Source organism: Methylomonas sp. 2F7 (assembly GCF_057126975.1).
In genome coordinates, this window is sequence record NZ_CP195203.1 from 922,791 (window position 1) to 948,277 (window position 25,487).

The window sequence follows — 25,487 nt, forward strand, 5'->3', positions numbered from 1 at the left end:
CATGGTGCGGATTGCGGTAGTGGGTGCTTCCGGGCGCATGGGTTTATGTTTGCTGAAAGCTGCGCTGGCGGCTGAAAACGCCGAGTTAACGGTAGCGGTATCCCGTCCGGATAGTTTGGCAATCGGCAAGGATGCCGGCGAACTGGCCGGTGTGGCGGCGGCCGGCATTCAAGTCAGTGACGATTTGGCAGCGCTTACGGATAGATTTGATGTATTGATCGACTTTACCCGACCCGACGCGTCGATGGATTACATAGAAATCTGTCGGCAAGCTGGCAAGAAAGTAGTAATCGGCACTACCGGTTACAGCGATGCGCAAAAAGCCGCGATTGCCGAGGCTGCCAAGGATGTCGCAATAGTCATCGCGCCAAATTTCAGTGTCGGTGTCAATCTGTCTTTAAAGTTGCTGGAGATGACCGCCAAGGTGATGGGCGATTACACTGACATCGAAGTGATTGAGGCGCATCACAGGCACAAAGTCGATGCGCCGTCCGGTACCGCGTTGCGGATGGGCGAGGTCGTCGCTGCTGCGTTGGGACGCGATTTGAAAGACTGCGCCATCTATGGTCGTGAAGGCGATACCGGCGCCCGCGACCGCAAAACCATCGGCTTTTCCACGATTAGGGCTGGTGATATTGTCGGCGAGCACACCGTGATGTTTGCCGACGAAGGCGAACGGGTGGAAATTACCCACAAAGCCACCAGCCGTATGACCTTCGCCAACGGTGCGGTAAGAGCCGCGGCTTGGTTGGCGGACAAACCGTTGGGGCTGTTCGATATGCAGGATGTACTGGGTTTGAAAGGCTAAGCCGCCCCAAACCCAGCCTACAGACCAGTGAATCAGCTAAGACTTATATTCGTAGAGGCGTTACCTCGCCAGTCAGTTTATAATGCCGGTAATCCGCAATAACCTGAGCATGATCGAAAGCCAGCAGGCTTGGTAGATTGTCAAAATTGAACAGTCCGTAGTTTTTCGCATCGTCCGCCGCCATCGGCGTGCCATGGGCTTGCGCCAGATAGACTGCGGTGACGGTGTGATTGCGCGGGTCGCGTTGCGGATTGGAGTAAAGGCCCAGCAGTACGGTTAGTTCCACATCCAGGCTGGTTTCTTCTTTGGCTTCGCGGATGGCCGCGTGCTCAAGCGTTTCGCCGACATCGACAAAGCCGCCGGGTACCGCCCAGCCGTAGGGTGGGTATTTCCGCTCTATCAACACGAAAGGGCGCTGTGGATGATCGATCAATTCGATCAAAATATCGGCGGCTAATAACGGTGTGATCGGCTTGGCCATGTTGTTCCTGATAATGATGAGTTTTAGCGCATAGAAAATATGAGTGTTCTGCTAAATTTAACCATGTTTTCAAGCGTTGCTGAAATTCTCGATTCTTTTTCCTCGACAAATTAATCATGAATTAATCCGCTTTTCATATCATCCCGGCTGCTTTACGCGGCGCTTTTAAAGTCGAATTAAATTTCCAAGAAGTAAAACATGAATGAGTTTATTCCCGGCCAACGCTGGATTAGTAATACCGAATCCGAATTGGGTTTAGGTATGGTGATGGATGCTGAATTTAACCGTGTCACCGTATTGTTTTTAGCGACCGGCGACCGGCGGGTTTACGCCAGAGATAACGCGCCTTTGACCCGGGTGCAGTTCAACGAAGGCGATGTGATCGAATCGGCGGATTACGCGAAGATTAGCGTGCAGCAGGTGCAGCAGCACAATGGTTTGTTGACCTACATCGGTATCGATGAAGACGGTCAGTTGCAGCAAATCGACGAGATGGAGCTTAACCATCATATTCAATTTAACAAACCGCAAGACCGGTTATTTACCGGCCAATTCGACCCGACGGCCTGGTTCCTATTGCGCTATGAAACCTGGCGGCGTCAGCAACAGCATCAGCAAGCGGCTACCAAAGGTCTACAGGGCGCGCGAGCGTCACTGATTCCGCATCAGCTCTATATTGCCCATCAAGCCGCCAGCCGCGCCTTGCCGCGCATCATGCTGGCCGATGAAGTGGGGCTGGGGAAAACCATAGAAGCAGGTTTGATCATTCAACATCGCTTGATCAACGGTTTAAGCAAGCGGGTGTTGATTTTGGTGCCGGAAAGCCTGTTGCATCAATGGTTGGTGGAGATGCTGCGCCGCTTCAATCTGCGCTTCAGCATTTTCGACGAAAGCCGCTGCTTTGCCTGTCCCGACGAGAACCCGTTTCTCAGCGAGCAGTTGGTGCTGTGCAGTCAGCGTTTTTTTGCCGATTCTCCGCATCGCCAGCAACAAGCCTTGGATGCCGGCTGGGAATTGGTGGTGGTCGACGAAGCCCATCATCTGGAATGGAGCGAAGATGCACCTAGCGCCGACTATCTATTTGTCGAGCAATTAGCCTTTGGGTCTCCGGGTCTGATTTTATTGACCGCTACGCCGGAGCAATTGGGTAAGGAAAGTCATTTTGCGCGTTTGCGCTTGCTCGATCCCGACCGTTTCTATCGGTTTGAGCAGTTCTTGCGCGAAGAAAGCCAGTTTGAACCGGTAGCCAGACTGGCCAATTTGCTGATTTCCGGCGCAGCGCTGGATGCCGAACAGCAGGAGCAATTGAAAAACTTATTAAGACAGGACAATGTCGACAAACTGCTGCAACAGGTTAACGACAGCCAAGCCAATGCTCGGGAAGAATTGATCAAGTTGTTGCTCGATCATCATGGCACCGGGCGGATTTTGTTCAGAAACTCTCGGCAAACCGTGCAGGGCTTTCCGGATCGGCAACGCCATGCTTATCCGCTGCAAGGTGAAGACACGGCGGATTTAGCCAACAGCCCTTATCTGCATTGGCTGGTTGGGCAGTTGAAAGCCCTGGGCGATGAAAAAGCCCTGTTAATCTGCAAACGCGCTGAAACCGCAATCCAGCTCGAGCAATTATTGCGGCAGCATGTCGGCCATACCGCAGCGGTGTTTCATGAAGGCATGAGTATCGTCGAGCGGGATCGGGCGGCGGCGTTTTTTGCAGACGAAGAGAGCCGGGCGCAAGTATTGATTTGTTCGGAGATCGGTAGCGAAGGCCGCAACTTTCAATTCGTGCGTCATCTGTTTTTGTTCGATCTGCCGGAAAATCCGGATTTGTTGCAACAACGCATCGGTCGTCTGGATAGGATAGGCCAGAAGCATGTCATTCAAATTCATATCCCTTATTTGCTCGATAGTGCCCAGCACGTGTTATTCCGCTGGTACGACGAGGGTCTGGACGCATTCCGGCATAATTGTTCAGGTGCCGCGCAAGTCTTGAAGTTGCTCGGCGATGCTCGTGACAGCGCGTTGCTCAGCCGCGATGCGGCGGCAGTAGAAGCATTGATCGCCAATACCAAGGCCTTGAACAGTCAGGTTGAAGAGGAATTGCATAAAGGCCGCGATTTGCTGTTGGAGCTAAATTCTTGCCGCCCGCAAGAAGCCGCGCGTCTGGTGGACGAGATCACGGCCGGCGAACGCGACGGTAGTTTATGGCCGTTTATGGAAGCGATGTTCGATTGTTATGGTGTCGATGTCGAAGATCATTCGCGCGATTGCCATATCCTGTGGCCCAGCGAAAATCTGCGCATCGCCCATTTCCCGATGTTGCAAGACGACGGTTTGACGGTAACCGTCAATCGTGACATCGCGTTGGCCAGGGAAGACATGCAATTTCTCACCGCCGAGCATCCGATGGTGTTGTCGGCCATGGATTTAGTGTTGTCCAGCGAGACCGGCAATGCCGCAGTGAGTGTGGTCAAGCATCCGCAACTGAAAGCCGGCCAATTCCTGCTGGAGCTATTGTTTGTTGCGGAATGCAGCGCGCCCGCCGAATTACAAATCGGCCGGTTTTTACCGCACACGCCGCTACGCGTGTTAGTCGATCAACATAAAAAAGATCTAACGCTTGTTATCAGCCACGACAGCTTGATTGAGACCGGCGATAGCTTCGATAAGGCGCAAATCAGCCAATTTTTGAACAGTCAACGCCAGCATATTCAGGACATGATCAAAGTCGCGGAGCAGTTGGCGAGCGCGCAGATGCAGAAATTGGTAGCAGAAAGCAGCAACCTGATGATTGCGACCTTAACCGGCGAAATCAAGCGTTTGGTACGGCTGAAAAAGATCAACCCCGGCATCAAGGAGCAGGAAATAGAGCAACTCAAGGAAATGACCATGCTCTCGCACGAAAGCATACAGGAAACTCAGTTGCGGCTGGACGCGGTGCGATTTGTTATTACCAGCTAGCTCTGGACGATAGGGGGCTTTAGCCGTGGTGTTGTTTAAACGGTTTTGATCAACACCGTGGTGTCGTCAAGTTCGATGCATTCAAACATCAGGTCGTCGATAGAACCCTCGACGTGGTCTACGTAGTGTAAGCCGCATTCCGAGTCGACATGTTGATGTTTCAGAATGCCGTGTACACTGAACGGCGTTCCCGATTCAGGCAATACCATGGTGATTTTAACTTTGCCGGCAACATCGGGACTGATGGGGTCTTGAAGTTTAACTCGGATGCCGCTATAGCTGATGTCCAGAATTTCCGCATTCAGCGAAATTTCCCGGGCGGTTTTGCTGTGGAAAATAATGCCTGCCTGCAGGCCTCTAGGTTTTACTCTACGGTGAATTCGTTTTTCGAAACTCATTTGTTTTGACCCCTGCTGAAGAATCGCGGTTACGCTATCGAGGATTTATTGTAGGTGCAAAGTTAATTTTTGCTACTTTAGGTGTGTTCATCATGCCATATCTTTTCTATTCATACACCCGTTAATTACGGGTATAAAATAAGGCTTTTTCATGTTATTTTCAGAATTGGGTTTGTCCGAGCAACTACTTAAGGCGGTTGCCGAGCAAGGCTATGAAACCCCGACGCCGATACAGGCGCAGGCCATTCCGGTCATTTTACAAGGCCGCGATGTGCTGGCCGGCGCGCAAACCGGTACCGGTAAAACTGCCGGATTTACCTTGCCTTTGCTACAGCTATTGCAAGGACAGCCGGTTCCGCAAAAGCCGCGGCCGGTTCGGGTATTGATCTTAACGCCGACCCGCGAGTTGGCGATGCAGGTTTATGAAAGCGTCAGAACCTACGGCAAGCATTTACCGTTTTTTGCGGAAGCAATATACGGCGGCGTCAGTATTAATCCGCAGATTCAAAAGATACAACGCGGCACCGATATTGTGGTCGCTACGCCCGGCCGTTTGCTGGATTTGATTCAGCAACAGCATCTGGATTTATCCAAGGTTGAACATTTCGTACTCGACGAAGCCGACCGGATGTTGGACATGGGCTTTATCCGCGATATTCGTCGAATCATCGCCTTGTTGCCGAGTAAACGTCAGAACCTACTGTTTTCGGCGACCTATGCCCCGGAAATCAGCGCGCTGGCCGAACAAATCCTCACCGATCCAGTTGAAATCGCTGTTGCAAAACGTAATGCCGCCGCGGATACCGTCTCGCAGCTGGTGTATGGCATTAACCGCGAATACAAGCGCGAATTACTGTCCTACCTGATCGGCAATGGTCATTGGCAGCAGGTGTTAGTGTTTGTCCGCACCAAACACGGCGCGGATCGTTTAGCCAAACAGTTGATGAAAGACGGAATCCGTTGCGCGGCCTTGCATGGCGACAAAAGTCAGGGTGCACGGGTACGGGCACTGGAAGAGTTTAAAAACGGTTCGATTACCGCATTAATTGCGACCGACATCGCCGCTCGCGGTTTGGATATCGACCAATTACCGCATGTGGTGAACTTCGATTTGCCGCAAGTAGCGGAAGATTATGTGCATCGTATTGGTCGCACCGGCCGCGCTGGCGCCGAAGGGCAGGCCATTTCGCTGGTCGATCCGGAAGAGGCCTATTTGTTGGCTGCCATCGAGAAGTTGTTGAAAAGGCAGATTCCGCGAGTCGATGATACCGGCTATCCCAACGTGTCATTGGCGGTGACCAATAGCAAGCCGCAGCCGAAGCCGGCCCAGCCGAACAAGCCAGCGGCCAGACGGCCACAGAATGGCCGGCCAGGGGAGCCGGCTAAACGCGCGCCAAATTCTCGTAAACCGCGTCCGCAAACAGCAAAGCCCCGCTAATCAGTTTGACTTGTCGTGCCCGGCCATGGGCACGGCAGTCGTCTCCCGCCGAACGCCCGTTTATTCCGCAGCCGGTTCCGCGAAAATATGGATAGCCAGCCATATAGATTCAATGTCCGGATGGGTCCATTCCACCCGGTGCCGACAATGCGCCGGAATCAGCAGATAGTCGCCCGGCTTCAGGTCCACAGGTGCGGATTGAGCAAATGTCAGCCTGGCTTCGCCTTGTAACAACATCACCCACTCGTCCTGATTTTGATCGTACCACTCGTTTTCCGGGCTGCAATGCCCCTTGGAAACGATGCGCTCGATGCGAATAGTAGGCTTGCTAAACAAGGTTTGGCATAATTCTATTGGCAACTGAGCTGGAATGTCTGTAAAAATGCACGAACTGCTGATATTCATAAAAGCGGGTAAATAATAAAAAATTGGGGGAGGGGAATGAAAATGAATAATACGTCTTTTGCTTCGTTAATGGCGGTGGCCATCGATAAACTACCGGGGATTATGCAGCTGTCCAAACGCATTTGCGATACTGCTAAATGCGTGGATTTTTTGGCGCCGCTGTTTCTGCGGCTTTATTTGGCGCCGGTGTTTTGGATGGCTGGCACCAAAAAATTCGCCAATTTTTCGGACACGGCCGAATGGTTCGGTAATGTCGAATGGGGCTTGGGTTTGCCGGCGCCTTATGTGTTGGTATTTTTGGTGGCGCTATTTGAAATTGTCGGCGCCTTGTTTTTATTGTTCGGCTTTGCGACTCGACCGATTACCGTTCCGTTGATGGTGATCATGGTGGTGGCCGCCATCAGTGCCCATATTCAAAACGGTTGGCTGGCCATTGCGGCCGGTAGCGGTATTTTTGCCACCGAACGCACGATAGGTGCGATAGAACGCTTGGAGCGCGCCAAGGAAATTTTACAGGCGCAGGGCGACTATCAATGGCTGACCGAGAACGGGGCCTTGGTCGTACTGAATAACGGGATTGAGTTTGCCGCCACCTATTTCGTGATGTTGCTGGCGCTGTTTTTCCTGGGCGGGGGCAGGTTCGTCAGCGCGGACTATTGGTTGGCGCGCAAATACTTGCCTGAACTAGCACCCAAGGCCTGACGACAACAGCCCAAACCGAGCTGTTGGCGCTGATCCATTCGCCGGCCTGTCGATCCGAAACATGACCGATTAGGCCGGCATCCAGCCATTGTGCGACCTGAGTTTTATTGTCGCGCGAAAACTGGTAAGCCACTTCGACCAGATCTAGCTCCTCTGCGACCGAGATTGCTAGTCCGGCTGCGAAAAATCGTTGCAACTCGGCCCAGGGAATGGACGAGGTTTCCAAATTCACCTTGGCTTTTTCCAGATCGGGGAGTGAGTCGTTCATTAACATTTTCCGGTTGGGATGTTGTAGTATGCCGGACTATTTTATCGTAACCCGGTTCATAAAACAGAAGTGAGGATTCATCAATGTCGCTATTGAGTTCATTTAAAAAGCGTTCCACCCTGGACGCGGCGATCAAGCAAGTTGCCCAGGCCCGTAAAAGCGAAGGCAGCAAAGCCGAGCAACTATACAAGGGTGCGTATCAAGGCTTTGCTAATGTCATTGCCGACCATTTGATTGTTTCCGAAGCGCTGTATCACTGGGGGTTTGGGCTATTACACGAGGCCCGAACTCAAGAACCGAAAGCCGCGGTTGAGATTTACGAAGACGCCATTTCCAAGTTCTCTTTTTGCTTATTGATTTCGCCTAACTATTTAGGAGCCGCGATCGATGGCGGCGTCGCCTTTATGGAATTGGCCCGCATCAGTTCCGAGGCGGCGAAGCCCGACCTTTACGATTTGGCGGAAGATTTTTTCGAGAAGGCCTGTGGTATTCAAAAAGGCAGCGCGGCTTACAATTTGGCCTGCGTTTATGCATTACGCGGCGATAATGATGCCTGCTTGGCTGCGTTACAGACAGCCAGGGACTTTGGCAGTTTGCCCGACGAACAAAATATATTGCAAGACGAAGACATGGCTGGCGTGATCAACGCCCAATGGTTCAAGGAGTTTATGGAGGAGGTCCGCGCCACGCCGGCACCAGAAAAAACCAAGCTCAAGGATATTGAAATCAATGTGGAACCGGGCTTCAAGATAGAGAAAAAAGAGGACTTTGATTACTACTCTTAAAGTTAAGGCCATTCAATTTTAAGGCCCCGCGAGAGCGGGGTTTTACATCGCCCGGGCGGGTTATTCATCTGCTTTACTTTCAATATAGCCAACCAGTTTTTTGTCCTCGGATGAGGTATGGAAAGCGAACCAATTGAATAGAAAATTAAAGGCGTCATCGGCGCCGATGCCGTTCGATTGAAATCGATACATTAAACAAGCGGCCGATAGCGGTTTCCACCGGCAATTGAAACCCTCTCGCGCATCTTGGTCGAAACCCCAATCGACCATGCGGCGCGTACTTTGGTCATCGCTTTGGCGCCGCCTATCCCGCCCACCGAGATCAATAGTATTGCAAAGACCAGTTGATAGCTCACATTGTTGCCGCGTGAATGCGGAACAACGTGTTTGATCCAGTCTTGGAAACCGTTCTAAAAACTTGAGCGCCGGAATTAATCCGGCTTGATCGTTCAGGTCGTTCGTGGTGCCGGCAAGATAAACTTTGCTAGGTCTTTCAGGATTTAGCTGATAGTGAATGTTCTTCGGTTTCGATAGCAGGCTTGGCGTCGCCGACATCTTTGTAGCGCTGAGCGGTTTCATCGAATGCCTCGGCGATAGCCAAAAAGGCATCGGTGATATCCGGATCAAAGTGAGTTCCCCGGCCTTTCGCGATCAGCCGCACAGCTTCTTCGTGGGGATACGCTTCTTTATAAACGCGTTTGCTAATCAAAGCGTCGTAGACGTCGGCGATTGCCATCAAACGGGCGCTCAGCGGTATTTGCTCTCCCGAAAGCCCTTGTGGATAACCGGCGCCATCCCATCTTTCATGGTGACAATAAGCAATCTCCACCGCGTAATTCAAAAATGACCAGTCGCTGTCGCCAAAATCCCGTGCCGCCGACAAGATGGCAGACCTTCCCTCCTCGCAGTGCGTTTTCATAATCTTCCATTCATCCGGCGACAACTTTCCCGGCTTAAGCAGTATCGCATCGGGAATGGCAACCTTGCCGATGTCGTGCAGAGGTGCGGATTTAAACAACAGTTCGATGGCTCCATCGGAGAGACTATAGCGGGCATTAGATCTCAACCGTTCGGCCAACAGCTGCACGTATCGTTGGGTACGGCGTATATGGTTGCCGGTCTCGTTGTCCCTGACTTCTGCCAACGCACAAAAAGCGGCGATGATGGAGCTTTGCGCGGCGATCAGCTGCCGATCTTTGCGGAACAACTCTTCCGTGCGCTCGGCCACTAATTGCTCAAGGTTTTCGTTATGCTGTTTAAGCTCGCGTCTGGTGGTGGCCAGGACCAGATGATTATGGACCCGGGCCAACACCACCGGCGCGGAAGCCGGTTTGTGAATAAAATCCTCGGCGCCCAGCGAAAGGCCACACTCCTCGTCCACGGCGCTATCCAAGCTGGTCAGAAAAATCACCGGAATATCGCGAGTCGCGGGGTCGGCTTTAAGGCGCTTACAAACCTCGAAGCCGTCGATACCCGGCATCATGACATCCAGCAATATCAGGTCCGGCGCGTCGCGGCCGATCAGCGCCAAAGCCTCGGCGCCATCGCTGGCAAAGCTCGTGCTGTATCCCTTGCCCAGGATGTTGCTCAACACCTCGATATTATTTAAGGAGTCGTCTACGATCAATATTTTTGGTCGTTTATCTTGGCTATTCATGGTCTGTCCAGCTATTTCGTTCTAAGAGTTTCTCTAATGCGATCAACGCTGCATCGTAGCGCAATTCTTGTGTCGCTTGCGCAATTTCCGCAAATTCCAAGGCTAGTTCGTGATCGCCTATCTTGCGGACGAGATCGGTGACCGAATATCGGGCATCCAGATTCTTAGCTTTCAACTGGCGAAGCAATTTCTTTAGTTCGGGAATCAGGTTGGTATTTTTAAACAGTTCTTTTGAATTGATAGATGAGGCAAGCAGTCTATCGTCAGCATTTTCTAATGACTGACTTAGTAGAAGTATTGCAGCCTCGCATTCCTGTGCAAGTACTTCCGTTTGCGCCATCAAATTCCTCTCCTCACCGTTTTTGAGCATCCGGCACAGTCGGTCGGCCGAGGATTGAAGCGCGCCGAAACCTAAATTGCCGGCCTCGCCTTTCAGGCTGTGAGCAACGAAAAACAGTTGCTCCGAATTGTCATCAGCAAGCCGTTGGCGCAATAGCGTTGCAGCGTTCCGATGCTGTTCGGCAAACGCGAGCAATAGGCGCCGGTAAAGGGCGATGTTGCCTCCCAGTCGGGCCAAAGCCGCTTGCACCGCCACGCCTGGCAGATTGCTCTCGAGTTTGGCAATTGCCTCGGTATCCGGGCAAATCTCGACAGCTTTTTCCTGTTGCGCCGCAGCGGATTTGGGTTTGATCCACCTCGCCAACGCATTGGCAAGTTCTTCCGGTTCGACAGGCTTGGCGATGTGGTCATTCATGCCGGCCGCTAAGCAGGCCTCTTTATCCTGATTCATCGCCGCCGCGGTCATCGCGATGATGGGTAATTCCTTTAACGCCGCCGATTGGCGAATCCTGCGGGCGGCCTCCAGGCCATCCAGCACCGGCATATGCAGGTCCATCAACACCGCATCGAAATTGGATTTCTCCAGCCAATCCAAGGCCTCCAGGCCATTGTTGGCAGTCGTGACCTCCAAACCGCCTTTAATGAGAAATTCCTGTGCCACCTGTTGATTGAGTTTATTATCCTCAACTAGTAAGATCCGAGCGCTACGGATGCCTGCTAGCGTGGTTCTGGTGGCGTTGAAAACTTCGGCGACGGGAACAGGCTGGCTGGTTTCGTTTCGTTGCAGTTGAACCAGGGTGTTGAGCAGGCTGGAGGGAGTGACCGGCTTGGCGATGATCGCATCCACCCGAATGTTGCAGGCGGACTTAGCTAGTGCCTCGCGCTCATAAGCCGTGATCATGATGGATATTGGCGGCCGGCTGTTGTGCTCGCTATCGGCTATGGTCTCGGCCAGCTCCAGACCGTTCATGCCGGGCATTTTCCAATCCAATAACAACAGCTCGAAGGGTTTGCCACATCGCGCCGCTTCGGCGAACAAGCGCAAACCTGTTTCGCCCGACCGGGCCGTCGCCACCTCGAACTGCCACGCTTCCAAAATCGAGCGCAGTATCGTCAGCGAGGTTTCCTGATCGTCGACTACCAGGGTACGCATGGGGTGTAAATCCTGCAAACGCCGGCCCGGTGTCTGCACGCTTGACGAAATGCCGGCCGGCAGGCCTAGTCGAACCGTAAAGGCAAAGGTACTGCCGGATTCGGGTTTGCTCTCCAGGGTGATTTCGCCCGCCATCAATTCCACCAGGCGTTTCGAGATCGTCAGCCCCAAGCCGGTGCCGCCGAATTTGCGGGTGATACTGGCGTCGGCCTGTGCGAAAGGCTGAAACAGCTGACCGGCTTGTTCGGCCGTGATGCCGATGCCGGTATCTCTCACCGCAAAACGCAGGCGTATGGCATCGTCCGTCCTTTCCTGTGCCTCGACGCGAAGGTGGACTTCGCCATGTTGCGTGAATTTAATGGCGTTGCCGACCAGGTTGTTAATGATCTGGCTGAGGCGGAGCGGGTCGCCCAGCAGCTGATCGGGCACATCTAACGCCATATCGATGAACAGCTCGAGGCCTTTTTCATCGGCACGTAGGGAGAACAAGTCTGCCGTCGCCCGTAGTATTTCTTCCAAGTTGAATTCGATGGCCTCGATGTCTATGCGCCCGGCTTCGATTTTCGAGTAATCGAGAATGTCATTGAGAATACCCAGCAAGGCTCGCGACGAATTCAATACCTTGCCGAGGTAATCGCGTTGCTTCTGGTTCAGCTCGGTATCCAGCGCCAGTTGCGTCAGGCCGATGATGGCGTTCATCGGGGTACGTATTTCGTGGCTCATGTTCGCCAAGAAATCGGATTTGGCCAGGTTGGCATTGTCGGCTTGTTTTCTGGCGTCCAACAACGCCGTCGTGCGCTCATTTACCAAGTGTTCGAGATGATTTTTGTAGTGCTCCAATTCGACTTCGTAGCGTTTGCGGTCGGTGATGTCCATGCGTATGCCCAGGATGCGGGTGACCATGTCGTCTTCGCCTCGCTGCACGCAGAACGCTTTAACACTTATCCAGCGATAGGTGCCGTTGGCATGGCGCATCCTGGCTTCGTAACTGTAGGCATTGGCCCGTTTCGACAGTACGGCACCAATTTTTTCGGCGATGTCGGCCCTGTCGTCCGGATGGAGCCGCTCCAGCCATTCGTTACGATCACCCGGACCGGGTTTCGCCTGGTAGCCCAGCATCGTGAAATAAATCGGTGACACCTCGAAACTGTCTTTTTTGACATCCCAATCGAAAACGCCGATTTGTGCCACATCCATCGTCAAACGCAGACGCTCTTCCGATGTTTTGAGTTGTTCTTCGACTTGCTTGCGTTCGGTAATGTCGAGTGTAAAACCGTTGATCTGTCCGCTTTCTTCATCCAGGTAGGCGGACATCGAGAACCATTTGGTTTGCCCGGTTATGAGCACCGCTTGCGCTTCAAAGTCGCGTACCTCTTTATCTGTCTGCAGCAACTGATAAAAGGACTTCAATTGATTGAGATCTGCCCACAGCTTCTCGGCCGGAACATAACGTTGCAGAAAGGTATCGACGGAGTCGCATTCCAATTGGCGTGCCAAAGTGAGATTCAGAAAGCTAAACTGACCTTCAAAATTTCTCTGAAAAATGCCGACCGGTGCATTCTCGATGATGTAGCGGTAATTTCTTTCGTTGTTCTGCCATGTCAAACGGCTGTGTCGCGCAACCAACGCCAACACTAACGAAGCGATCAAGATGACGAGTCCGGCCGTGCCGTACCAAACCAAATGTTTTCGCCACTCGACCAGATAATCCTGTTCGGCGATGGCGGCCAACACGTACAAGGGATAATCGCCGACCCGCCGAAAACTATAGAGGCGTTTGACACCATCGGCCGGGCTGGCCTGTAAGTAGGAACCGTGGGCCATACCCTTGGCAACGTATTGGTTCAGGGGGTGGTTAGGCATGGCTTTGCCTAGATTGGCTTCCAGGTGCGGATGGCGAGCCCAAAGCCTCATCTGTTCGTCGCGGAGTAAAACCGCGCCGTGCTCGCCAAGGTTCAGCGTCGCGTAAAAACTTTCGAACGAACTCAATTGCACAATGACGTTAACGTATCCGGCAAAGTCTCCGTCGGGAAAATCGATGCGCCGGGTTAGGGATATATGCCAGATGCCCAAGGTACGGGATATTTCCGGCGGGGAAATGTGTAAGCCAATCTGGCGATGATCCCTATGAATTTGAAAGCTTTCTTTGTCGGTGACTTTGATGGCCGGCTGAGCGTCGATGGAGCTGTAGATACAATCGCCGTTGGCATTGAATATCTGGATTCCGCCGATCTCGATTACCGCCGCTTGCTGAATATCCTTGGCCTTTTCCTTCAGCAAGGCTCGCATAGCATGGTACTCAACGGCGTTATCGAACTGGCTGCTGCGCATGTCTTCGGGTCGAATATGCCCCTGAAGATCTTTCAGAATCAGATCGATTTTTTGTATCGTGGCCAGTGCATGCCCCTCTAGAACCAGAGCGATATTTGCCGTCTCGATACGCGCATGTTCTACGTGGCTATCGCGCTCTTGCTGCAGACTCAAACCCATCAGCGCCGCAAATCCCAAGATACCGACCAAGCCCGCGGCGATTGCCAAACCAAAAGCGGATATTCTTGGAAAACGTTGTTTCATGTGTCACTCCCGGCTATAAATTATCATCTAAATCCGGCAATTGCTAAAAAGCCGGCGAAATGGCCGCGTAATCGGCATAGGCTAGTGGGTAGGCTTATTCATTGAACGGTCCTGATTTTCAAGGAGGTTTTTTAGTCATGAATTCGGGCCGCATGGTCTTGCAACAGGCCCTTGCGACAGTCAATTGCCGAGATTCAGGCAAGCTCAGCCTCTGTGAGGCATGAAGTGCTTGCCGATTTGCCTGTATCGTCCCAGCTGGGGTAAGGGGCTTCCGGTCTACTGCGAATTGGATGGCTATTAATACCCAAAGGAATCAAGTTGAGCCGTGATGAGATGGCCGCGCATAAACTGGCGCGAGACGAATTCCATAGTGAACGGCCTTATCCAATCCCACCGTAAGAACAATTCGACAGGCTTATTTTGCGACGCTGCCTTGCTATCAGAACGCTGCTAATTTTGAAACGAGAAAACCGAACGCATACGGGCAAAGGTTTCCGCTACTGTTGGTAGCAGGCATTTACAATCGCCCGCAATTTTTCCAGGCCCAATTCGCGGGTAAGCGCTATATTGCGCTCGGGAATACCCTCCGGGTCGGGATGACTGGCGACGGCTTTTTCGATGCTGTCTTCGCGAATCAGATGCAGCATGGGGTAAGGGGAGCGGTTGGTGTAATTGCTGGGGTCGTTTGTCGGCGTTTGCGCAAAGCAATAGTCCGGGTGAAAACTAGCCAATTGGTAGATGCCTTCGTAGCCTTGATCGATCAGCAATTGCTCGGCGATAGCCAGCAAATCCAGGAAATCCTCGAAGTCGGCAAACGCCTCGCTAAATATCAACAAGGTGGTTTCGGTGTCGGGTTCGGAATCGAGATGCACGCACTCGGCAATTACCGCTTCCAGGCTATCCTCAATGCTGTTGCTCGACACGACTTGATAGCGAATACTGTCTTTTTCCTGCTCGCGGCGGGCAAACGGGCAAATATTGTATTCAATAACAAAAGTTTTTAGCCAAGCCTGAGTGGCGGCGATAATTTGTTGGTTAGTCATGGTGATCGAAAAAAATGATGAAAAGCACTAAACACTGTCTTTGGCTGTTAGCGTTATTGCCGGCTTTACTGAACGCCGAAGTCTATCAATGGACCGATCAGCAAGGTCGCCGCCATTATGCTGATCATGGCAATGAAAACGCCGAAGTTGTAAGCATCGATCCAGGCGTCGCGTATTACCGGGTAGAGAAGGTGTTCGATGGCGATACTATCTTACTAAGCGACCGCCGGAAAGTCCGTTTTTTAGGGATCAATACCCCGGAGGTTGCCGGTCGTAACAAGTCAGCCGAAGCCGGCGGCGAGCAGGCTAAGGCCTGGTTGAAGCAAAAGTTGGAGCAGCGGAAGGTATTCCTGCAAGGCGATGTGGAAAAACAGGACAAATATCAGCGCACCTTGGCCTACGTGTTTACCGAAGACAAGGAGCATATCAATCTGGAGCTGGTGAAACGCGGTTTGGCGACGGTGAATATTTACCCGCCGAACTTCAAATATCTCGACACCTTGCTTGCGGCTCAGCGCAGTGCCGAGCAAGCCGGGCTGGGGATTTGGGGTGAAGAGGCCTATGCGCCGCTGGCTGCGGAGCTGCTCGATGAAAATAATTATCAGGGCTGGAAGCGCGTGACCGGCCGTATTCGCGGGGTCAAAAAGACCGCCAAACACAGTTATCTGCAATTCTCCGATACGGTGTCCATTAGCGTGGAGCCAATATCGGCGGGGTTGTTTCCGCCGCTGGAAACCTATGTAGGCAAAGACGTGGAAGTTAGGGGCTGGGTGAGGCGCTCGAAACAGCGTTTTGCCTTGCAGGTCAGGCATCCGGCGGACATCGTGCTGCGCTGATGCGGCCCGTGTCAGGCTAGTCTTCTTCCGCAAATAAAGCCTGAATCATCAGCTTTTCTTCGTCGTTGAGGATATGCTCAGCCGAAAACCAGCGGGTGCGTTGAAACAGGATTTCCCGCTCCGCGTCGCGCATTCCAGCGCGACGATCAATCTCGCGGCGCTCGGCGCGCCGGCGATCTAATACCCGTCGGTCTTGTTTTGGCCACAGCACATATTGCTGTTGCACAAATGCGATCCACTCTGCGGAGTTGAAGGCGAACGGATTAGTCCGGCGTTCTTGCTGACGGCGCGCCCCTCGGCGGCGCGCCGAATCATCGCTAGTCATCATAGTGGCTACCACTGACCTATGCCGCCGCATACACGAATGCTGTAGAGGACAACCGGCGAATTGATGTTGAAAAAATAGTTCCTAAATAACATTCGACCAAAATAATAAACTTCCCAAGAAAATCTGAGTATTTAGGTCGGGATTTTAAATGCACTCGCCAAAATGCTCAATCAAACTTAATTCTCCGATGTCATATTACTGGACAAAGTTCCCGGTAAACGCAGCAGTTGATCGTCCATAGTCAACAATTTGGGTGTCGAGCTAAAAATTCGGTTGCTATTGCACTGCGGTTTTTTGTTTTGTAATAAGTTGTTGGTCCGACGAAAGGCCACTACACCGATGCATAACCTGCAAAACGGCTTTGACATTGCTGATGGAAACCCGGGAGAAATTGTTGGCTATGCCTTATTCCACCGAATAAGGTAGGTCTGCAACAGCTTTTTTATGGCAAAGCCTTTGCTGTTTTGGCGGCTATGGAGCTATGCGCCATTCGCATCTGGAGAGCTCCGGGAACAATGTGTTAATTAATAGCCGCGAATCAACCAAGCCTTTTTTCATCAGCGCAATCAATGTTTTATTAGTGGACCCAACCGGCACGACAGCCCACTCCTTGGGGCATTTATTCAGCAGGTTTTTTTGAGCAGTAGTAAGTTTTTCTCTTGTCATCGTTACACCTATTTTCGGATTTGGTATTGCTAACGAGTCTTGTATATGGGGTTTTACTTGACGTTGGCATACGTTAAGCCAAAAAACAGGATTTGTTAAATTAGTAATATTCATCAGGTCTATTAATAGTGTGCATTTGGGGCCATCGATAGCTATTGGGCTCCGCCGGCGTGGAAACAAGGATAGTGAAGGGCCTGACTAACGGGATAGATGCACTCACAGTCGGCAGGCCTCATAGATCCGGGCGAGTTCCAGCAGATTCGTCGCGCCGGTTTTCTCCATCACTTTGGCGCGGTGGATTTCAACGGTACGGTGACTAATGCCCAAGCGCCGGGCTATTTCTTTGTTGGTTAGACCGGCCACCACCATCCCCATAATCTCCAGTTCACGTGAAGTCAGACCGCTTAGCCGATTACACTGCGCTTGTCCTTTTATGGCCTCTGCGTGAGTGTTGATTTCAATCTGTAGCGCTGCCTGTACCCTGTCGAGCAACAGATCGGTACTGACCGGCTTGGTGAGAAAATCAACAGCTCCCGCCTTCATCGCGCGCACCGTCATCGGTATGTCGCCATAGGCGGTCAGGAAAATAATGGGGAGGTGGATCTGGCGGCGGATCAGTTCGGCTTGCAGCTCGTGACCATCCAGTCCAGGCATGTTGACGTCCAGCACCAGACAGCCGGGCTGGTCCGGGCAATAGCGTTCCAGAAAGCATTCGGCGGTGGCAAATGTTTGATACGCGAGGCCCGCGGTTTCAAATACCAAACCCAGACTATCGCGGACCGCATCATCGTCGTCCACCACGAATACGCAGGGCTGAGTATTCATTTTGCAAACGGTAAGGTAAAGAACAGACTCAGACCGTCGCCGACATTCCGCTCCGCCCACATATTGCCGCCATGGGCTTGAATCAAGGCGCGGCTGATGGCCAAGCCCATTCCCAGGCCCGCGGGTTTAGTCGAGTAAAAAGGTTGAAACAGGGTTTTCAGGGCAATGGCATCCGCCAAGCCTTTACCGCTGTCACAAACACAAACTATTGCCATATCAGGATCGTCGGCGTATCGGCCGGTGGTTACGCGCAATACCTCGGACAGCTTGCCGTGTTCCTGCATCGCTTCCAGACCATTGCTGATCAGATTGACCAGCACCTTTTGAATTTGCAGTGCATTGACCGTCGTCTGCGGTAAGTCGACAGCAAGGTCCAGTTCTATGTTAAACGTGTCTAAGGTTCTGTCGTTTTTTACAAATGCGCAGGCTTCTGTCACTAAAAAATTAATATCGACCCGTTCGCCGACGGTCTCGGTTTTATTCAAATGGCTGAATAGCTGCCGTATGACTTCGCCGGCACGCTGAGCTTGTTGCACGCAGGCTTCCAACACGTGCTTGAGTTTTTGCGCATCCGGTTTTTCTGATTGGTATAGGCGCAACGCCACATCGGCATACGAGGAAATGGCGGCCAGGGGTTGGTTAAGTTCGTGGGCAATCGCCGCTATCGTCTGTGTCGCCAGCGATACTCGAAAGGATTGCTCCATCCGATTTCGGCGTTCGCTCAATTCCCGGGTCAATTTGTAGTCGGTGATGTCGAAATTGATGCCCAGCAGTCGATAAGGCCGGTTATTTTTGTCGTGCAATAAGCTGCCGCGCGCATGGATCCAGCGATACGAGCCATTCTTGTGCCGCAAGCGGAATTCCAGTTCGTAAGCCGACTGATGGCCGGCGAGATAGTCTTCGGTGCTTGCCAACACCCATGCCCGATCATCCGGATGCAATCGAGATTCCCATTCCTCCCAGCGGTTCAGCATCTCATGGTCTTCAAAACCGATTTGCCGTTTCCATTCCGGCGAGAGAAATAAGGTTTGTGACACTAAGTCCCAGTCCCAATAACCGGCGTTCACTTCGTCGATGATCAGCGCCAAACGGGTCTCGGTATGCCGCAATTCCGCGTGGGTGCGCTTCAGTTCGGTAATGTCTACATGGGTAATAATCATGCCCTTGAAACCTTGGGTAATACGTTTGGCATGCATCATAAACCATAGCTCGCCAAGCGCGGTCCGACACGGATATTCCATCATAAATTCCGGCTGATGCCCCGCTATCAGGCTTTCAAGACCGGTCAAAGCCTTCTGCGCGTCCCGGTCGCCTGCCGCCGACGAACGACGGCAAACCTCAAGGTAATTGGCGCCTTCCGACAATTGACTGGACGAACCGCCGTTCTCCATAGCAAAGCAATCCCAAGGCGCGTTGACTGTAGTCACCAAGCCGCTATCATCCAGCACTGCCACATGCGCGGGCAGTGAATTCAGAATACAGCGTATGAAAGCCTCGCTGCGGCGCAGGGCGTCATCAGCTACTTTCAGCGGAGTAATGTCCAAAAATGCCCCAACGGCCCCGCGCGGTTGACCCTTATCGTCCAGCAATGGCGATGCATTAGACACCACGGTAATGACTTTGCCGTCCGGGCGGACTATATCCAGAGTCTCGTCGGTCACCACTTCTCCCCGGCAAGCACGCTGGATCGGCAGATCCTCGACGGCCAACGGATAGCCGTTTTGTAATACCGTGATGGCCGGCGGGTTCCCGCTGGACAGCGATAGTTCCGAGGTAGGGGGTAAGCCTAACATTTGCTCATTAGCCCGATTTCCGCGGATATGTTGCCCGCTTTTATCGCCGGCGATGGCGAGTCCAATGGGTACCGTGTTGTAAATAACCTGCATTTCCTCCACGCGGCGCTGCAAGCGTTGGTTCAATAAGGCAATTTTCTGCTCGGACTGTTTGCGCTCTTCGATGTCGATCACATGCACCACAATACCTTTCCGCCGTCCTGTTTCATCAGCATTAGGAATATAGGTCGCATGCACCCAGCGGGGTTTGCCGTTGCCATAGGGAATTTGTTGATCAAAGCCCACCTGCTCGCCTGCTAATGCCCGTTCCAGATACGGGCGGACGATGTCCCACGCCGCGACACCCAGAATATCCGGCACGGTGCGGCCGATAACCTGTTCCGGAGAGATGCCGAACCAGCGTTCGTAAGTCGCATTCACGCGCACATAGCGAAAATCGACATCCAAATAGGCGATCAGCGCTGGCGTGGCATCCATGATCAGTTGCAGTTCCCTATCCTGATCGCGGTATACCGATTCAGCCTGTTTTCGCGCGGTAATATCTTGAAGATAGCCATGCCATAAAATGCTGCCGCCCTGTTCCCGCATCGGCATGGAATGCCCTTCTATCCAGATTTCGCCTTTACTGGGATGTTGGTAGCGGAAGGTGTCGCGCCAGGGTTCAAGGCTGCGCGCCGATTCGCTGATGGTTTCGTTGATAAGTTTGATGTCGTCGGGATGAACTCTGGCAAATACCGGACTAAAGTCCTCGGCCACCGCTTCGGGAGCCAGTCCGTACAGGGATTCAAGCGCCTGACTGGCATAAGGCATGCTGGCTGAACCATCCGCAGCCAAACGGAACGAACAAATAACGCCGGGTACGGAAGCCGCCACTTTGGACAGTTGATCCTGCAAATGACGTCCGGCTTGCAGGAGGCAGCGCCCGTCCGCATCGCGCAGAATGAGGGAATACAAGGTTTGCCCGCCAGTGTCTATCTCGGAAATGACGGCTTCCATCGGAAATTCTTCGCCGCTAGCGCGCACGCCGGTCACTGTGCGAAGTTCGTTCGCCTGATGATCGCTAGCGTCTCCCGATTTCGGCGCTGAATAAATGGCCGGAAAACCAGCCGGAATAAAGTGTTCGATAGCGTCGCCAATGGCTTGATCCGCGCGGCAGCCGAACAGGTTACCGGCTGCGGGATTGAATAATACGATACGGTATTTTGCGTCGATGCAGACGATTGCATCCCGCGCCGATTGTATAAGTGCCGCGCACAGCGTCGGGCTTTGCGCCTGCACCGATGATTCTGCTTGTGTTTGTCGAGTGAGGTCGGTGAGGGTAATGCGCAGTTCCGGCTGGTCGGCGGGATCGGTGACCATTAGGCAGTCGAGTCTGGCAGGAAATGCAGTGTTATCGCCACGCAGCATTTGCAATTCGCAAGATTGATTTTCGCTGCTTTGCTGAATCTGTAATAAACGCCTTTGCCAAAAATCGCGGCTCTGATCGGCAATCAAGTCGGAAAAATCACGGCCAATTACGTTTTGGCACTCAACAGCCAGCAACGTGGTGGCTGTAAAGTTTATGGCGGATATTATATGGTCCGGGCTGAGTGTGAGGTAGGCGAGCGGGGCGAAATCGTAAAGATGCTGGAAGCGGTCTCGCGACTGCTGAAGTGTATGTTGGGCCTGAAGCAGCGATTGATTTTGGGTCTCTAATTCAATCTGACGCACTTGCAGTTCATGCAAGATTGTCTCTGGAGCGTCCAGGGAACAGGAGGTTTTTTTTGAGTTTGGGTGTATGTTCTCCACTTCTGGTCGAAAAGGACTTGCAGTGTTTGCAGACTTGTAACGCTCGTCAGTCATGAGTCATCTTCCAGTTGGGATAGCATTGAGACCGCTTCGGGCTTATCTTCGATGGGTGTTACTCAAGCAGTATTGTGCGGGTGGTTAGCCGGTAAGCCCTGTTTCGGCAACAGAGGGCGTTAGCAACCGGGTTTTTATCCGGCCATAGCCGAAATAGCCAGCCTTAGTTTGTGATGATCTATGCATGGACTTGGCTTCTTGCCCCAGTTCGCGCAGAAGTATGCTGGCGAAAAATTGACCCTGTCAAACTTATCTTCAATGCTCGGTCGCTTTTGCCCATTTGCAACTTTCAGCGAATTCGCTCCGCAGTGTTTAAGGCTTGGCGAGTATAGGGAATCTGCGGGCAAGGTGAATAATCAGATTTCCGCCTAAGTAGCAGTACGTATTTTTACCGGATAGCCGCTGTGTTAAAACGCGCCATGTTGGTATGGATTTACCGTTTCAGCAATATGAATACCTGATGCAGCCCTCGCCAAACAATCCGGAAATAACTGATGAGTGAAATGGACCAGCCAAGACAAAACCAGCTACTCGCCATGCTGCCCGAAGCCAATTACGCGCACGTTTCAAAACTACTGGAACGGGTTGAAATGCGTTGTGGCGATGTGCTCTGTGAACCGGATGAATCACTGCGTTATGTCTATTTTCCCGTTACCGGCGTGATAGCCAAGCTTTACTTTACTGAGAATGGCGCCTCCAGCGAACTGGCCTTGATCGGCAACGAAGGCATGCTGGGCATTTCGCTGTTCATGGGTGGGGAATCCATGCCGCATCAAGCTGTCGTGGTCATACCGGGCTATGCCTATCGTTTGCGCAGGAGTCTATTTGAGGAGGAAATTGAACGGATAGGCGGACAGCGTAGCGGCGCGTTACACGGCATGTTACTCCGCTATACTCAGGCATTGATTACGCATATGACGCAGATAGCCGCCTGCAACCGGCACCATTCAATTGATCAACAATTCTCGCGCTGGCTGTTGATGATCCTGGACCGGCAGAGTGGGAGCGAGATAGCGATAACGCAACAATCCATCGCCACCCTGTTGGGCGTACGCCGCGAAGGTATCACCGAGGCTGCCGGGAAATTACAGCAAGCCGGGGTGATTCGGTATTGCCGTGGGCATATCAGCGTACTGGAGCGCGCCGGCCTGGAAGCGCAAAGTTGCGAGTGTTACCAGGTCATCAAAAACGAGTTTGCTCGGCTAGTGGCTATTAGCGCTAATCTGTCGCCGCTGTCCAAACCTATTACTGCAATAACGTCTTATGGACATGTCAAAGATCTCAGGAAGCGCTACGCGTTTGGCTGATAAAGTCTATCGGCGCTGAAAAATCGCCCCGTGATTTTGTCTGGTCACTCCGGCTATTGAAACCCAGTCACCGATAGGGGGGCGATTTTATGAACACTGCATCAGCCAGAGCCAATAGCTGCTTACTAGTTATGGACTACGATCCTGCCAATCGGATGGCTAACAAACATTCCTTAGCGGCGTTTCAAGATCACGATTCGGTATTTTGCGAGGAAGAACCCAGTCATCACGGTCTCAAACTCGCTGAAGACCGTCAGCCCGAACTAGCGCGCTGGGACCGGCAATCGCCGGATATGCCGGACGCCGGCTACATCGCCAATCAAGCGGAAACGGTCAAACAGGCTAATGTGTCCATCCTGATGCAGATATCATCGGATGATGCGGCCTTTGTCGCGGACCAAGCTGAAGACTGCACTAGCAAAGCTGGCGCCGAATCGCCCACTGAAGTTTGCCGAATGCAGCATGAACAACAAATGCTTGCGGAGAAGACCGAAGCCCTGGAGCAATTGCGTGAGGCGGAAGCTAAGTACCGGAGCTTGGTAGAACAAATGCCGGTCATCACCTATATCGCATCGCTGGAAACGCCGGTAAAGCTGTTATATGTCAGCCCGCAAATTTCTCAATTGGGCTATACCCAGCAAGATTGGCTTGATGATCCGCAAGGTTTGCTTAAGCAGGTGCATCCGGACGATCTGGCCGTGACCGTGGAAGCCTACGCCTATACCTATGAACATCATGCGCCTTTGCGATGCGAATACCGATTACGCAATCACGACGGACACCATCGCTGGTTTCTGGACGAAGCCAATGTGGTGCGGAATGAAGCTGGCGATAGTTTGTTTTTGCAGGGTGTCCTGGTTGATATTACCAAAGACAAGGAAACCGAGCAGGAACTGAGCTATTACCGGCAACGCCTGGAGGAACTGGTATTCAAGCGCACTGAGCAACTGGAAAAACAATGCGCCATCCTCAAGTCCGCCAATGCCAGCCTTGACGCCACCTTAGTTAAGCTCAAACACGCCAATACCGAGGCGCGCAACAGCGAGAGGCGCTTTCGCTTACTGCTGGACTCGGCCGGCGAAGGTATTGTCGGTCTGGATGCGATTGGTCGTTGCAGCTTTGTTAACCGGGCCGCGTTGCAGATGTTGGGTTACGCCGAAGAAGACGCGCTGGGACACGACATCGTAGCCATGGTAGCGGACGATTTAACCCTAGCCCTGGAAGCGCTCGGGTCGCCCGATCTTGCCCGGGATATAGTAGCTCAGCGCAGTGCCACCAGTTTTAAGCGCAAGGATGGCCGTTATTTTCCGGTCGAATATTCGTTTTATCCGGTCGCGCTGGATGGATTTGTCGACAGCGTGGTACTGGTGTTTTGGGACATGTCCGCATCTCACGCCAAAATCCAGAATTTGGCCTATCAGGCCAGTCACGACCCCTTGACCGGGCTGGTTAATCGGACAGCCTTCGAACAACGGGTGACCAGAGTATTGGCCAGTGCCCGCCCCGGCTATTTTCAACACGCGCTTTGTTATATCGACCTGGATCATTTCAAGCAGGTTAACGATACCTGCGGACACGCAGCCGGGGACGAATTATTGCGCAGAATAAGTGCCGTTTTGTCCTCCAAACTGCGGCAACGCGACACTCTGGCCCGGCTGGGCGGTGACGAGTTCGCGTTGTTGCTGGAACACACCACGCTTGACCAGGCGCGGAATATCGCCCATGAACTGTGCGATAGCCTGCGCAATTTCAAATTTAACTGGGGGGATACCGAATTTACCGTTAGCGCTAGTATCGGAGTAGCCGCGGTAACCTGTAGTGTTCGAGATGTCGATGAGTTTTTAAATAACGCCGACAGCGCGTGCTACCGAGCCAAAGAAAAAGGCCGTAATCAGGTACATGTGTTTTTACCCGACAATGTCGAGCGCCTCAATCAATTCGGGCAATGGAAAGCTTAAGGATTTTGCCAAAACGGATTTTGTGTATAAAGAACGGAGCCAGCGAATTACTAAGTTGCTAATCCGGCCCTATTTATTACCGGTATCCCGCTCCGGCTAAGTTTATCGAAGCCAAGTGGGCTATATGCTCCGGCAAGCCCGGAGCAAACGGTATTGAACGACCGGATAAAAACTCAGTGTTCAGGATGAATGTTAACTTACTCGGAGTATCGCCATGAAACACTATCTATTAATAATACTGGGCATTTTGCAATGCCTTATCGTCGTGCAAGCCATTGAACATGCGCCCGCTAAACCCATCAATCAAGAACAATTACAGACAATAGTGCCTTACGCGGTGAAGGGGACGGTACAAACCTTTACCAAAACGGTTCACGGCGGCGTCCAGCATGTGGTAATCAAATCGGCGGACAACACCTCGCAAATCAAATTGATCCAGGCGCATTTGCAAAAAAGGGCTGAACAATACAAAGTGGGTGATTATTCGGTCACCGAACGTTTGCACGGTGCGGAGATGCCTGGACTGGCGCAGTTAAAAAAGGCAAAAGTCGACGATATAAAAGTTCTATATCAAGCCTTGGATAACGGCGGACAGATTCATTTTTCCACCGAATACCCCCAATTCGTTCAGGCCCTGCATGAGTGGTTCGATGCCCAAACCCAGGACCACGGTAATCCAGACATACCCGGTCACAATAGCCATCATTCACCGCCTGCTGAATGATATTGTTGACTCGGCCCTTAATTACCTGGGTTCTTCATTCCCGCAAAGGCGGGAGCCGTTTAGACTGCGCAGCGAAGCCAATATTGTCGCTCCCGCCTTTACTGGAGCGACAATATTTAAGGGCCGGGTTAGCAAATAGGCATGGGAACTCAACTCGTGGGTTCCCTCATTTCCCTAGCCTTATGCTTGGAATAGA

The 25,487-nt window shown here is 52.3% G+C and carries 21 protein-coding genes; 9 read left to right on the forward strand and 12 right to left on the reverse strand.

Annotation, left to right across the window (positions count from 1 at the left end):
* The first annotated feature begins 1 nt into the window (after position 1).
* Complete coding sequence (gene dapB, locus ACR64Q_RS04340; protein ID WP_313733702.1) at positions 2-808, forward strand: 4-hydroxy-tetrahydrodipicolinate reductase; 807 nt, start codon at positions 2-4, stop codon at positions 806-808.
* Positions 809-851: 43 nt separating this feature from the next.
* Here dapB and ACR64Q_RS04345 read toward each other — a convergent pair whose 3' ends face one another.
* Entirely contained in the window at positions 852-1,289 is a 438-nt protein-coding gene (locus ACR64Q_RS04345; RefSeq protein WP_026603868.1) for an NUDIX domain-containing protein, read from the reverse strand.
* Positions 1,290-1,487: 198 nt separating this feature from the next.
* Between ACR64Q_RS04345 and rapA the strand changes: the two genes are divergently transcribed.
* A complete protein-coding gene (rapA, locus tag ACR64Q_RS04350; protein ID WP_313733703.1) occupies positions 1,488-4,250 on the forward strand; it encodes an RNA polymerase-associated protein RapA in 2,763 nt (920 codons plus the stop codon).
* Positions 4,251-4,285: 35 nt separating this feature from the next.
* Here rapA and ACR64Q_RS04355 read toward each other — a convergent pair whose 3' ends face one another.
* Positions 4,286-4,648, reverse strand: a complete 363-nt coding sequence (locus ACR64Q_RS04355) for a PilZ domain-containing protein (protein WP_020485245.1) — start codon at positions 4,646-4,648, stop codon at positions 4,286-4,288.
* 151 nt (positions 4,649-4,799) lie between these two features.
* Between ACR64Q_RS04355 and ACR64Q_RS04360 the strand changes: the two genes are divergently transcribed.
* Positions 4,800-6,086 (forward strand): DEAD/DEAH box helicase, encoded by a 1,287-nt coding sequence (locus tag ACR64Q_RS04360; protein ID WP_313733704.1) that lies wholly within the window; start codon positions 4,800-4,802, stop codon positions 6,084-6,086.
* Positions 6,087-6,146: 60 nt separating this feature from the next.
* On the opposite strand, the gene ACR64Q_RS04365 is transcribed toward ACR64Q_RS04360, so the two are convergent.
* Positions 6,147-6,491: a cupin domain-containing protein gene (locus ACR64Q_RS04365; protein ID WP_313733705.1), complete on the reverse strand. Its 345-nt coding sequence runs from the start codon at positions 6,489-6,491 to the stop codon at positions 6,147-6,149.
* A gap of 42 nt (positions 6,492-6,533) precedes the next feature.
* Between ACR64Q_RS04365 and ACR64Q_RS04370 the strand changes: the two genes are divergently transcribed.
* The gene (locus tag ACR64Q_RS04370; RefSeq protein ID WP_313733706.1) at positions 6,534-7,193 is read left to right on the forward strand and encodes an HvfX family Cu-binding RiPP maturation protein; all 660 of its coding nucleotides are present in this window, start codon (positions 6,534-6,536) and stop codon (positions 7,191-7,193) included.
* On the opposite strand, the gene ACR64Q_RS04375 is transcribed toward ACR64Q_RS04370, so the two are convergent.
* On the reverse strand, positions 7,135-7,461 hold the full coding sequence (locus ACR64Q_RS04375; protein WP_313733707.1) for a DUF2288 domain-containing protein: 327 nt from the start codon (positions 7,459-7,461) through the stop codon (positions 7,135-7,137). The genes ACR64Q_RS04370 and ACR64Q_RS04375 overlap by 59 nt on opposite strands.
* Positions 7,462-7,544: 83 nt before the next feature.
* Between ACR64Q_RS04375 and ACR64Q_RS04380 the strand changes: the two genes are divergently transcribed.
* Positions 7,545-8,246: a TPR end-of-group domain-containing protein gene (locus ACR64Q_RS04380; protein ID WP_313733708.1), complete on the forward strand. Its 702-nt coding sequence runs from the start codon at positions 7,545-7,547 to the stop codon at positions 8,244-8,246.
* 60 nt (positions 8,247-8,306) lie between these two features.
* On the opposite strand, the gene ACR64Q_RS04385 is transcribed toward ACR64Q_RS04380, so the two are convergent.
* The 4 genes from ACR64Q_RS04385 to ACR64Q_RS04400 form a co-directional block, all read right to left on the reverse strand.
* Positions 8,307-8,825 carry a hypothetical protein gene (locus ACR64Q_RS04385; protein ID WP_313735086.1) on the reverse strand — a complete coding sequence of 173 codons (519 nt, stop codon included), beginning with the start codon at positions 8,823-8,825 and terminating at the stop codon, positions 8,307-8,309.
* Positions 8,740-9,903, reverse strand: a complete 1,164-nt coding sequence (locus tag ACR64Q_RS04390) for an HD domain-containing phosphohydrolase (RefSeq protein ID WP_313733709.1) — start codon at positions 9,901-9,903, stop codon at positions 8,740-8,742. The genes ACR64Q_RS04385 and ACR64Q_RS04390 overlap by 86 nt, the downstream gene beginning before the upstream one ends.
* Positions 9,896-13,969, reverse strand: a complete 4,074-nt coding sequence (locus tag ACR64Q_RS04395; RefSeq protein ID WP_313733710.1) for a response regulator — start codon at positions 13,967-13,969, stop codon at positions 9,896-9,898. The genes ACR64Q_RS04390 and ACR64Q_RS04395 overlap by 8 nt, the downstream gene beginning before the upstream one ends.
* Before the next feature lie 497 nt (positions 13,970-14,466).
* Positions 14,467-15,012 (reverse strand): DUF1415 domain-containing protein, encoded by a 546-nt coding sequence (locus ACR64Q_RS04400; protein ID WP_026603876.1) that lies wholly within the window; start codon positions 15,010-15,012, stop codon positions 14,467-14,469.
* A 14-nt stretch (positions 15,013-15,026) separates the two neighbouring features.
* On the opposite strand from ACR64Q_RS04400, the gene ACR64Q_RS04405 reads away from it, so the two are divergent.
* Complete coding sequence (locus ACR64Q_RS04405) at positions 15,027-15,848, forward strand: thermonuclease family protein (protein ID WP_313733711.1); 822 nt, start codon at positions 15,027-15,029, stop codon at positions 15,846-15,848.
* 16 nt (positions 15,849-15,864) lie between these two features.
* On the opposite strand, the gene ACR64Q_RS04410 is transcribed toward ACR64Q_RS04405, so the two are convergent.
* The 4 genes from ACR64Q_RS04410 to ACR64Q_RS04425 all read right to left on the reverse strand — a co-directional run bounded on the left by ACR64Q_RS04410 (position 15,865) and on the right by ACR64Q_RS04425 (position 21,185).
* Positions 15,865-16,176 carry a hypothetical protein gene (locus ACR64Q_RS04410; RefSeq protein ID WP_313733712.1) on the reverse strand — a complete coding sequence of 104 codons (312 nt, stop codon included), beginning with the start codon at positions 16,174-16,176 and terminating at the stop codon, positions 15,865-15,867.
* A 471-nt stretch (positions 16,177-16,647) separates the two neighbouring features.
* The gene (locus ACR64Q_RS04415; protein WP_483823275.1) at positions 16,648-16,956 is read right to left on the reverse strand and encodes a hypothetical protein; all 309 of its coding nucleotides are present in this window, start codon (positions 16,954-16,956) and stop codon (positions 16,648-16,650) included.
* A gap of 102 nt (positions 16,957-17,058) precedes the next feature.
* On the reverse strand, positions 17,059-17,667 hold the full coding sequence (locus ACR64Q_RS04420; protein ID WP_313733714.1) for a response regulator transcription factor: 609 nt from the start codon (positions 17,665-17,667) through the stop codon (positions 17,059-17,061).
* Complete coding sequence (locus tag ACR64Q_RS04425) at positions 17,664-21,185, reverse strand: PAS domain S-box protein (protein ID WP_313733715.1); 3,522 nt, start codon at positions 21,183-21,185, stop codon at positions 17,664-17,666. The genes ACR64Q_RS04420 and ACR64Q_RS04425 overlap by 4 nt, the downstream gene beginning before the upstream one ends.
* 611 nt (positions 21,186-21,796) lie before the next feature.
* On the opposite strand from ACR64Q_RS04425, the gene ACR64Q_RS04430 reads away from it, so the two are divergent.
* From ACR64Q_RS04430 to ACR64Q_RS04440, 3 genes are all read left to right on the forward strand, one after another.
* Positions 21,797-22,609: a Crp/Fnr family transcriptional regulator gene (locus ACR64Q_RS04430; RefSeq protein ID WP_026603883.1), complete on the forward strand. Its 813-nt coding sequence runs from the start codon at positions 21,797-21,799 to the stop codon at positions 22,607-22,609.
* An 89-nt stretch (positions 22,610-22,698) separates the two neighbouring features.
* On the forward strand, positions 22,699-24,567 hold the full coding sequence (locus ACR64Q_RS04435; RefSeq protein ID WP_313733716.1) for a diguanylate cyclase: 1,869 nt from the start codon (positions 22,699-22,701) through the stop codon (positions 24,565-24,567).
* 214 nt (positions 24,568-24,781) lie between these two features.
* Positions 24,782-25,291, forward strand: coding sequence for an aspartate carbamoyltransferase (locus ACR64Q_RS04440; RefSeq protein ID WP_313733717.1), 510 nt, complete (start codon positions 24,782-24,784; stop codon positions 25,289-25,291).
* The last annotated feature ends 196 nt before the right edge of the window (positions 25,292-25,487 follow it).

Excerpts from the sequence above, each read along its gene's own strand:
- dapB (WP_313733702.1), top strand. The coding sequence starts at position 2 with ATGGTGCGGATTGCGGTAGTGGGTGCTTCCGGGCGCATGGGTTTATGT.
- ACR64Q_RS04345 (WP_026603868.1), bottom strand. The coding sequence starts at position 1,289 with ATGGCCAAGCCGATCACACCGTTATTAGCCGCCGATATTTTGATCGAA.
- rapA (WP_313733703.1), top strand. The coding sequence starts at position 1,488 with ATGAATGAGTTTATTCCCGGCCAACGCTGGATTAGTAATACCGAATCC.
- ACR64Q_RS04355 (WP_020485245.1), bottom strand. The coding sequence starts at position 4,648 with ATGAGTTTCGAAAAACGAATTCACCGTAGAGTAAAACCTAGAGGCCTG.
- ACR64Q_RS04360 (WP_313733704.1), top strand. The coding sequence starts at position 4,800 with ATGTTATTTTCAGAATTGGGTTTGTCCGAGCAACTACTTAAGGCGGTT.
- ACR64Q_RS04365 (WP_313733705.1), bottom strand. The coding sequence starts at position 6,491 with ATGAATATCAGCAGTTCGTGCATTTTTACAGACATTCCAGCTCAGTTG.
- ACR64Q_RS04370 (WP_313733706.1), top strand. The coding sequence starts at position 6,534 with ATGAATAATACGTCTTTTGCTTCGTTAATGGCGGTGGCCATCGATAAA.
- ACR64Q_RS04375 (WP_313733707.1), bottom strand. The coding sequence starts at position 7,461 with ATGAACGACTCACTCCCCGATCTGGAAAAAGCCAAGGTGAATTTGGAA.
- ACR64Q_RS04380 (WP_313733708.1), top strand. The coding sequence starts at position 7,545 with ATGTCGCTATTGAGTTCATTTAAAAAGCGTTCCACCCTGGACGCGGCG.
- ACR64Q_RS04385 (WP_313735086.1), bottom strand. The coding sequence starts at position 8,825 with ATGAAACCGCTCAGCGCTACAAAGATGTCGGCGACGCCAAGCCTGCTA.
- ACR64Q_RS04390 (WP_313733709.1), bottom strand. The coding sequence starts at position 9,903 with ATGAATAGCCAAGATAAACGACCAAAAATATTGATCGTAGACGACTCC.
- ACR64Q_RS04395 (WP_313733710.1), bottom strand. The coding sequence starts at position 13,969 with ATGAAACAACGTTTTCCAAGAATATCCGCTTTTGGTTTGGCAATCGCC.
- ACR64Q_RS04400 (WP_026603876.1), bottom strand. The coding sequence starts at position 15,012 with ATGACTAACCAACAAATTATCGCCGCCACTCAGGCTTGGCTAAAAACT.
- ACR64Q_RS04405 (WP_313733711.1), top strand. The coding sequence starts at position 15,027 with ATGATGAAAAGCACTAAACACTGTCTTTGGCTGTTAGCGTTATTGCCG.
- ACR64Q_RS04410 (WP_313733712.1), bottom strand. The coding sequence starts at position 16,176 with ATGATGACTAGCGATGATTCGGCGCGCCGCCGAGGGGCGCGCCGTCAG.
- ACR64Q_RS04415 (WP_483823275.1), bottom strand. The coding sequence starts at position 16,956 with ATGAATATTACTAATTTAACAAATCCTGTTTTTTGGCTTAACGTATGC.
- ACR64Q_RS04420 (WP_313733714.1), bottom strand. The coding sequence starts at position 17,667 with ATGAATACTCAGCCCTGCGTATTCGTGGTGGACGACGATGATGCGGTC.
- ACR64Q_RS04430 (WP_026603883.1), top strand. The coding sequence starts at position 21,797 with ATGAGTGAAATGGACCAGCCAAGACAAAACCAGCTACTCGCCATGCTG.
- ACR64Q_RS04435 (WP_313733716.1), top strand. The coding sequence starts at position 22,699 with ATGAACACTGCATCAGCCAGAGCCAATAGCTGCTTACTAGTTATGGAC.
- ACR64Q_RS04440 (WP_313733717.1), top strand. The coding sequence starts at position 24,782 with ATGAAACACTATCTATTAATAATACTGGGCATTTTGCAATGCCTTATC.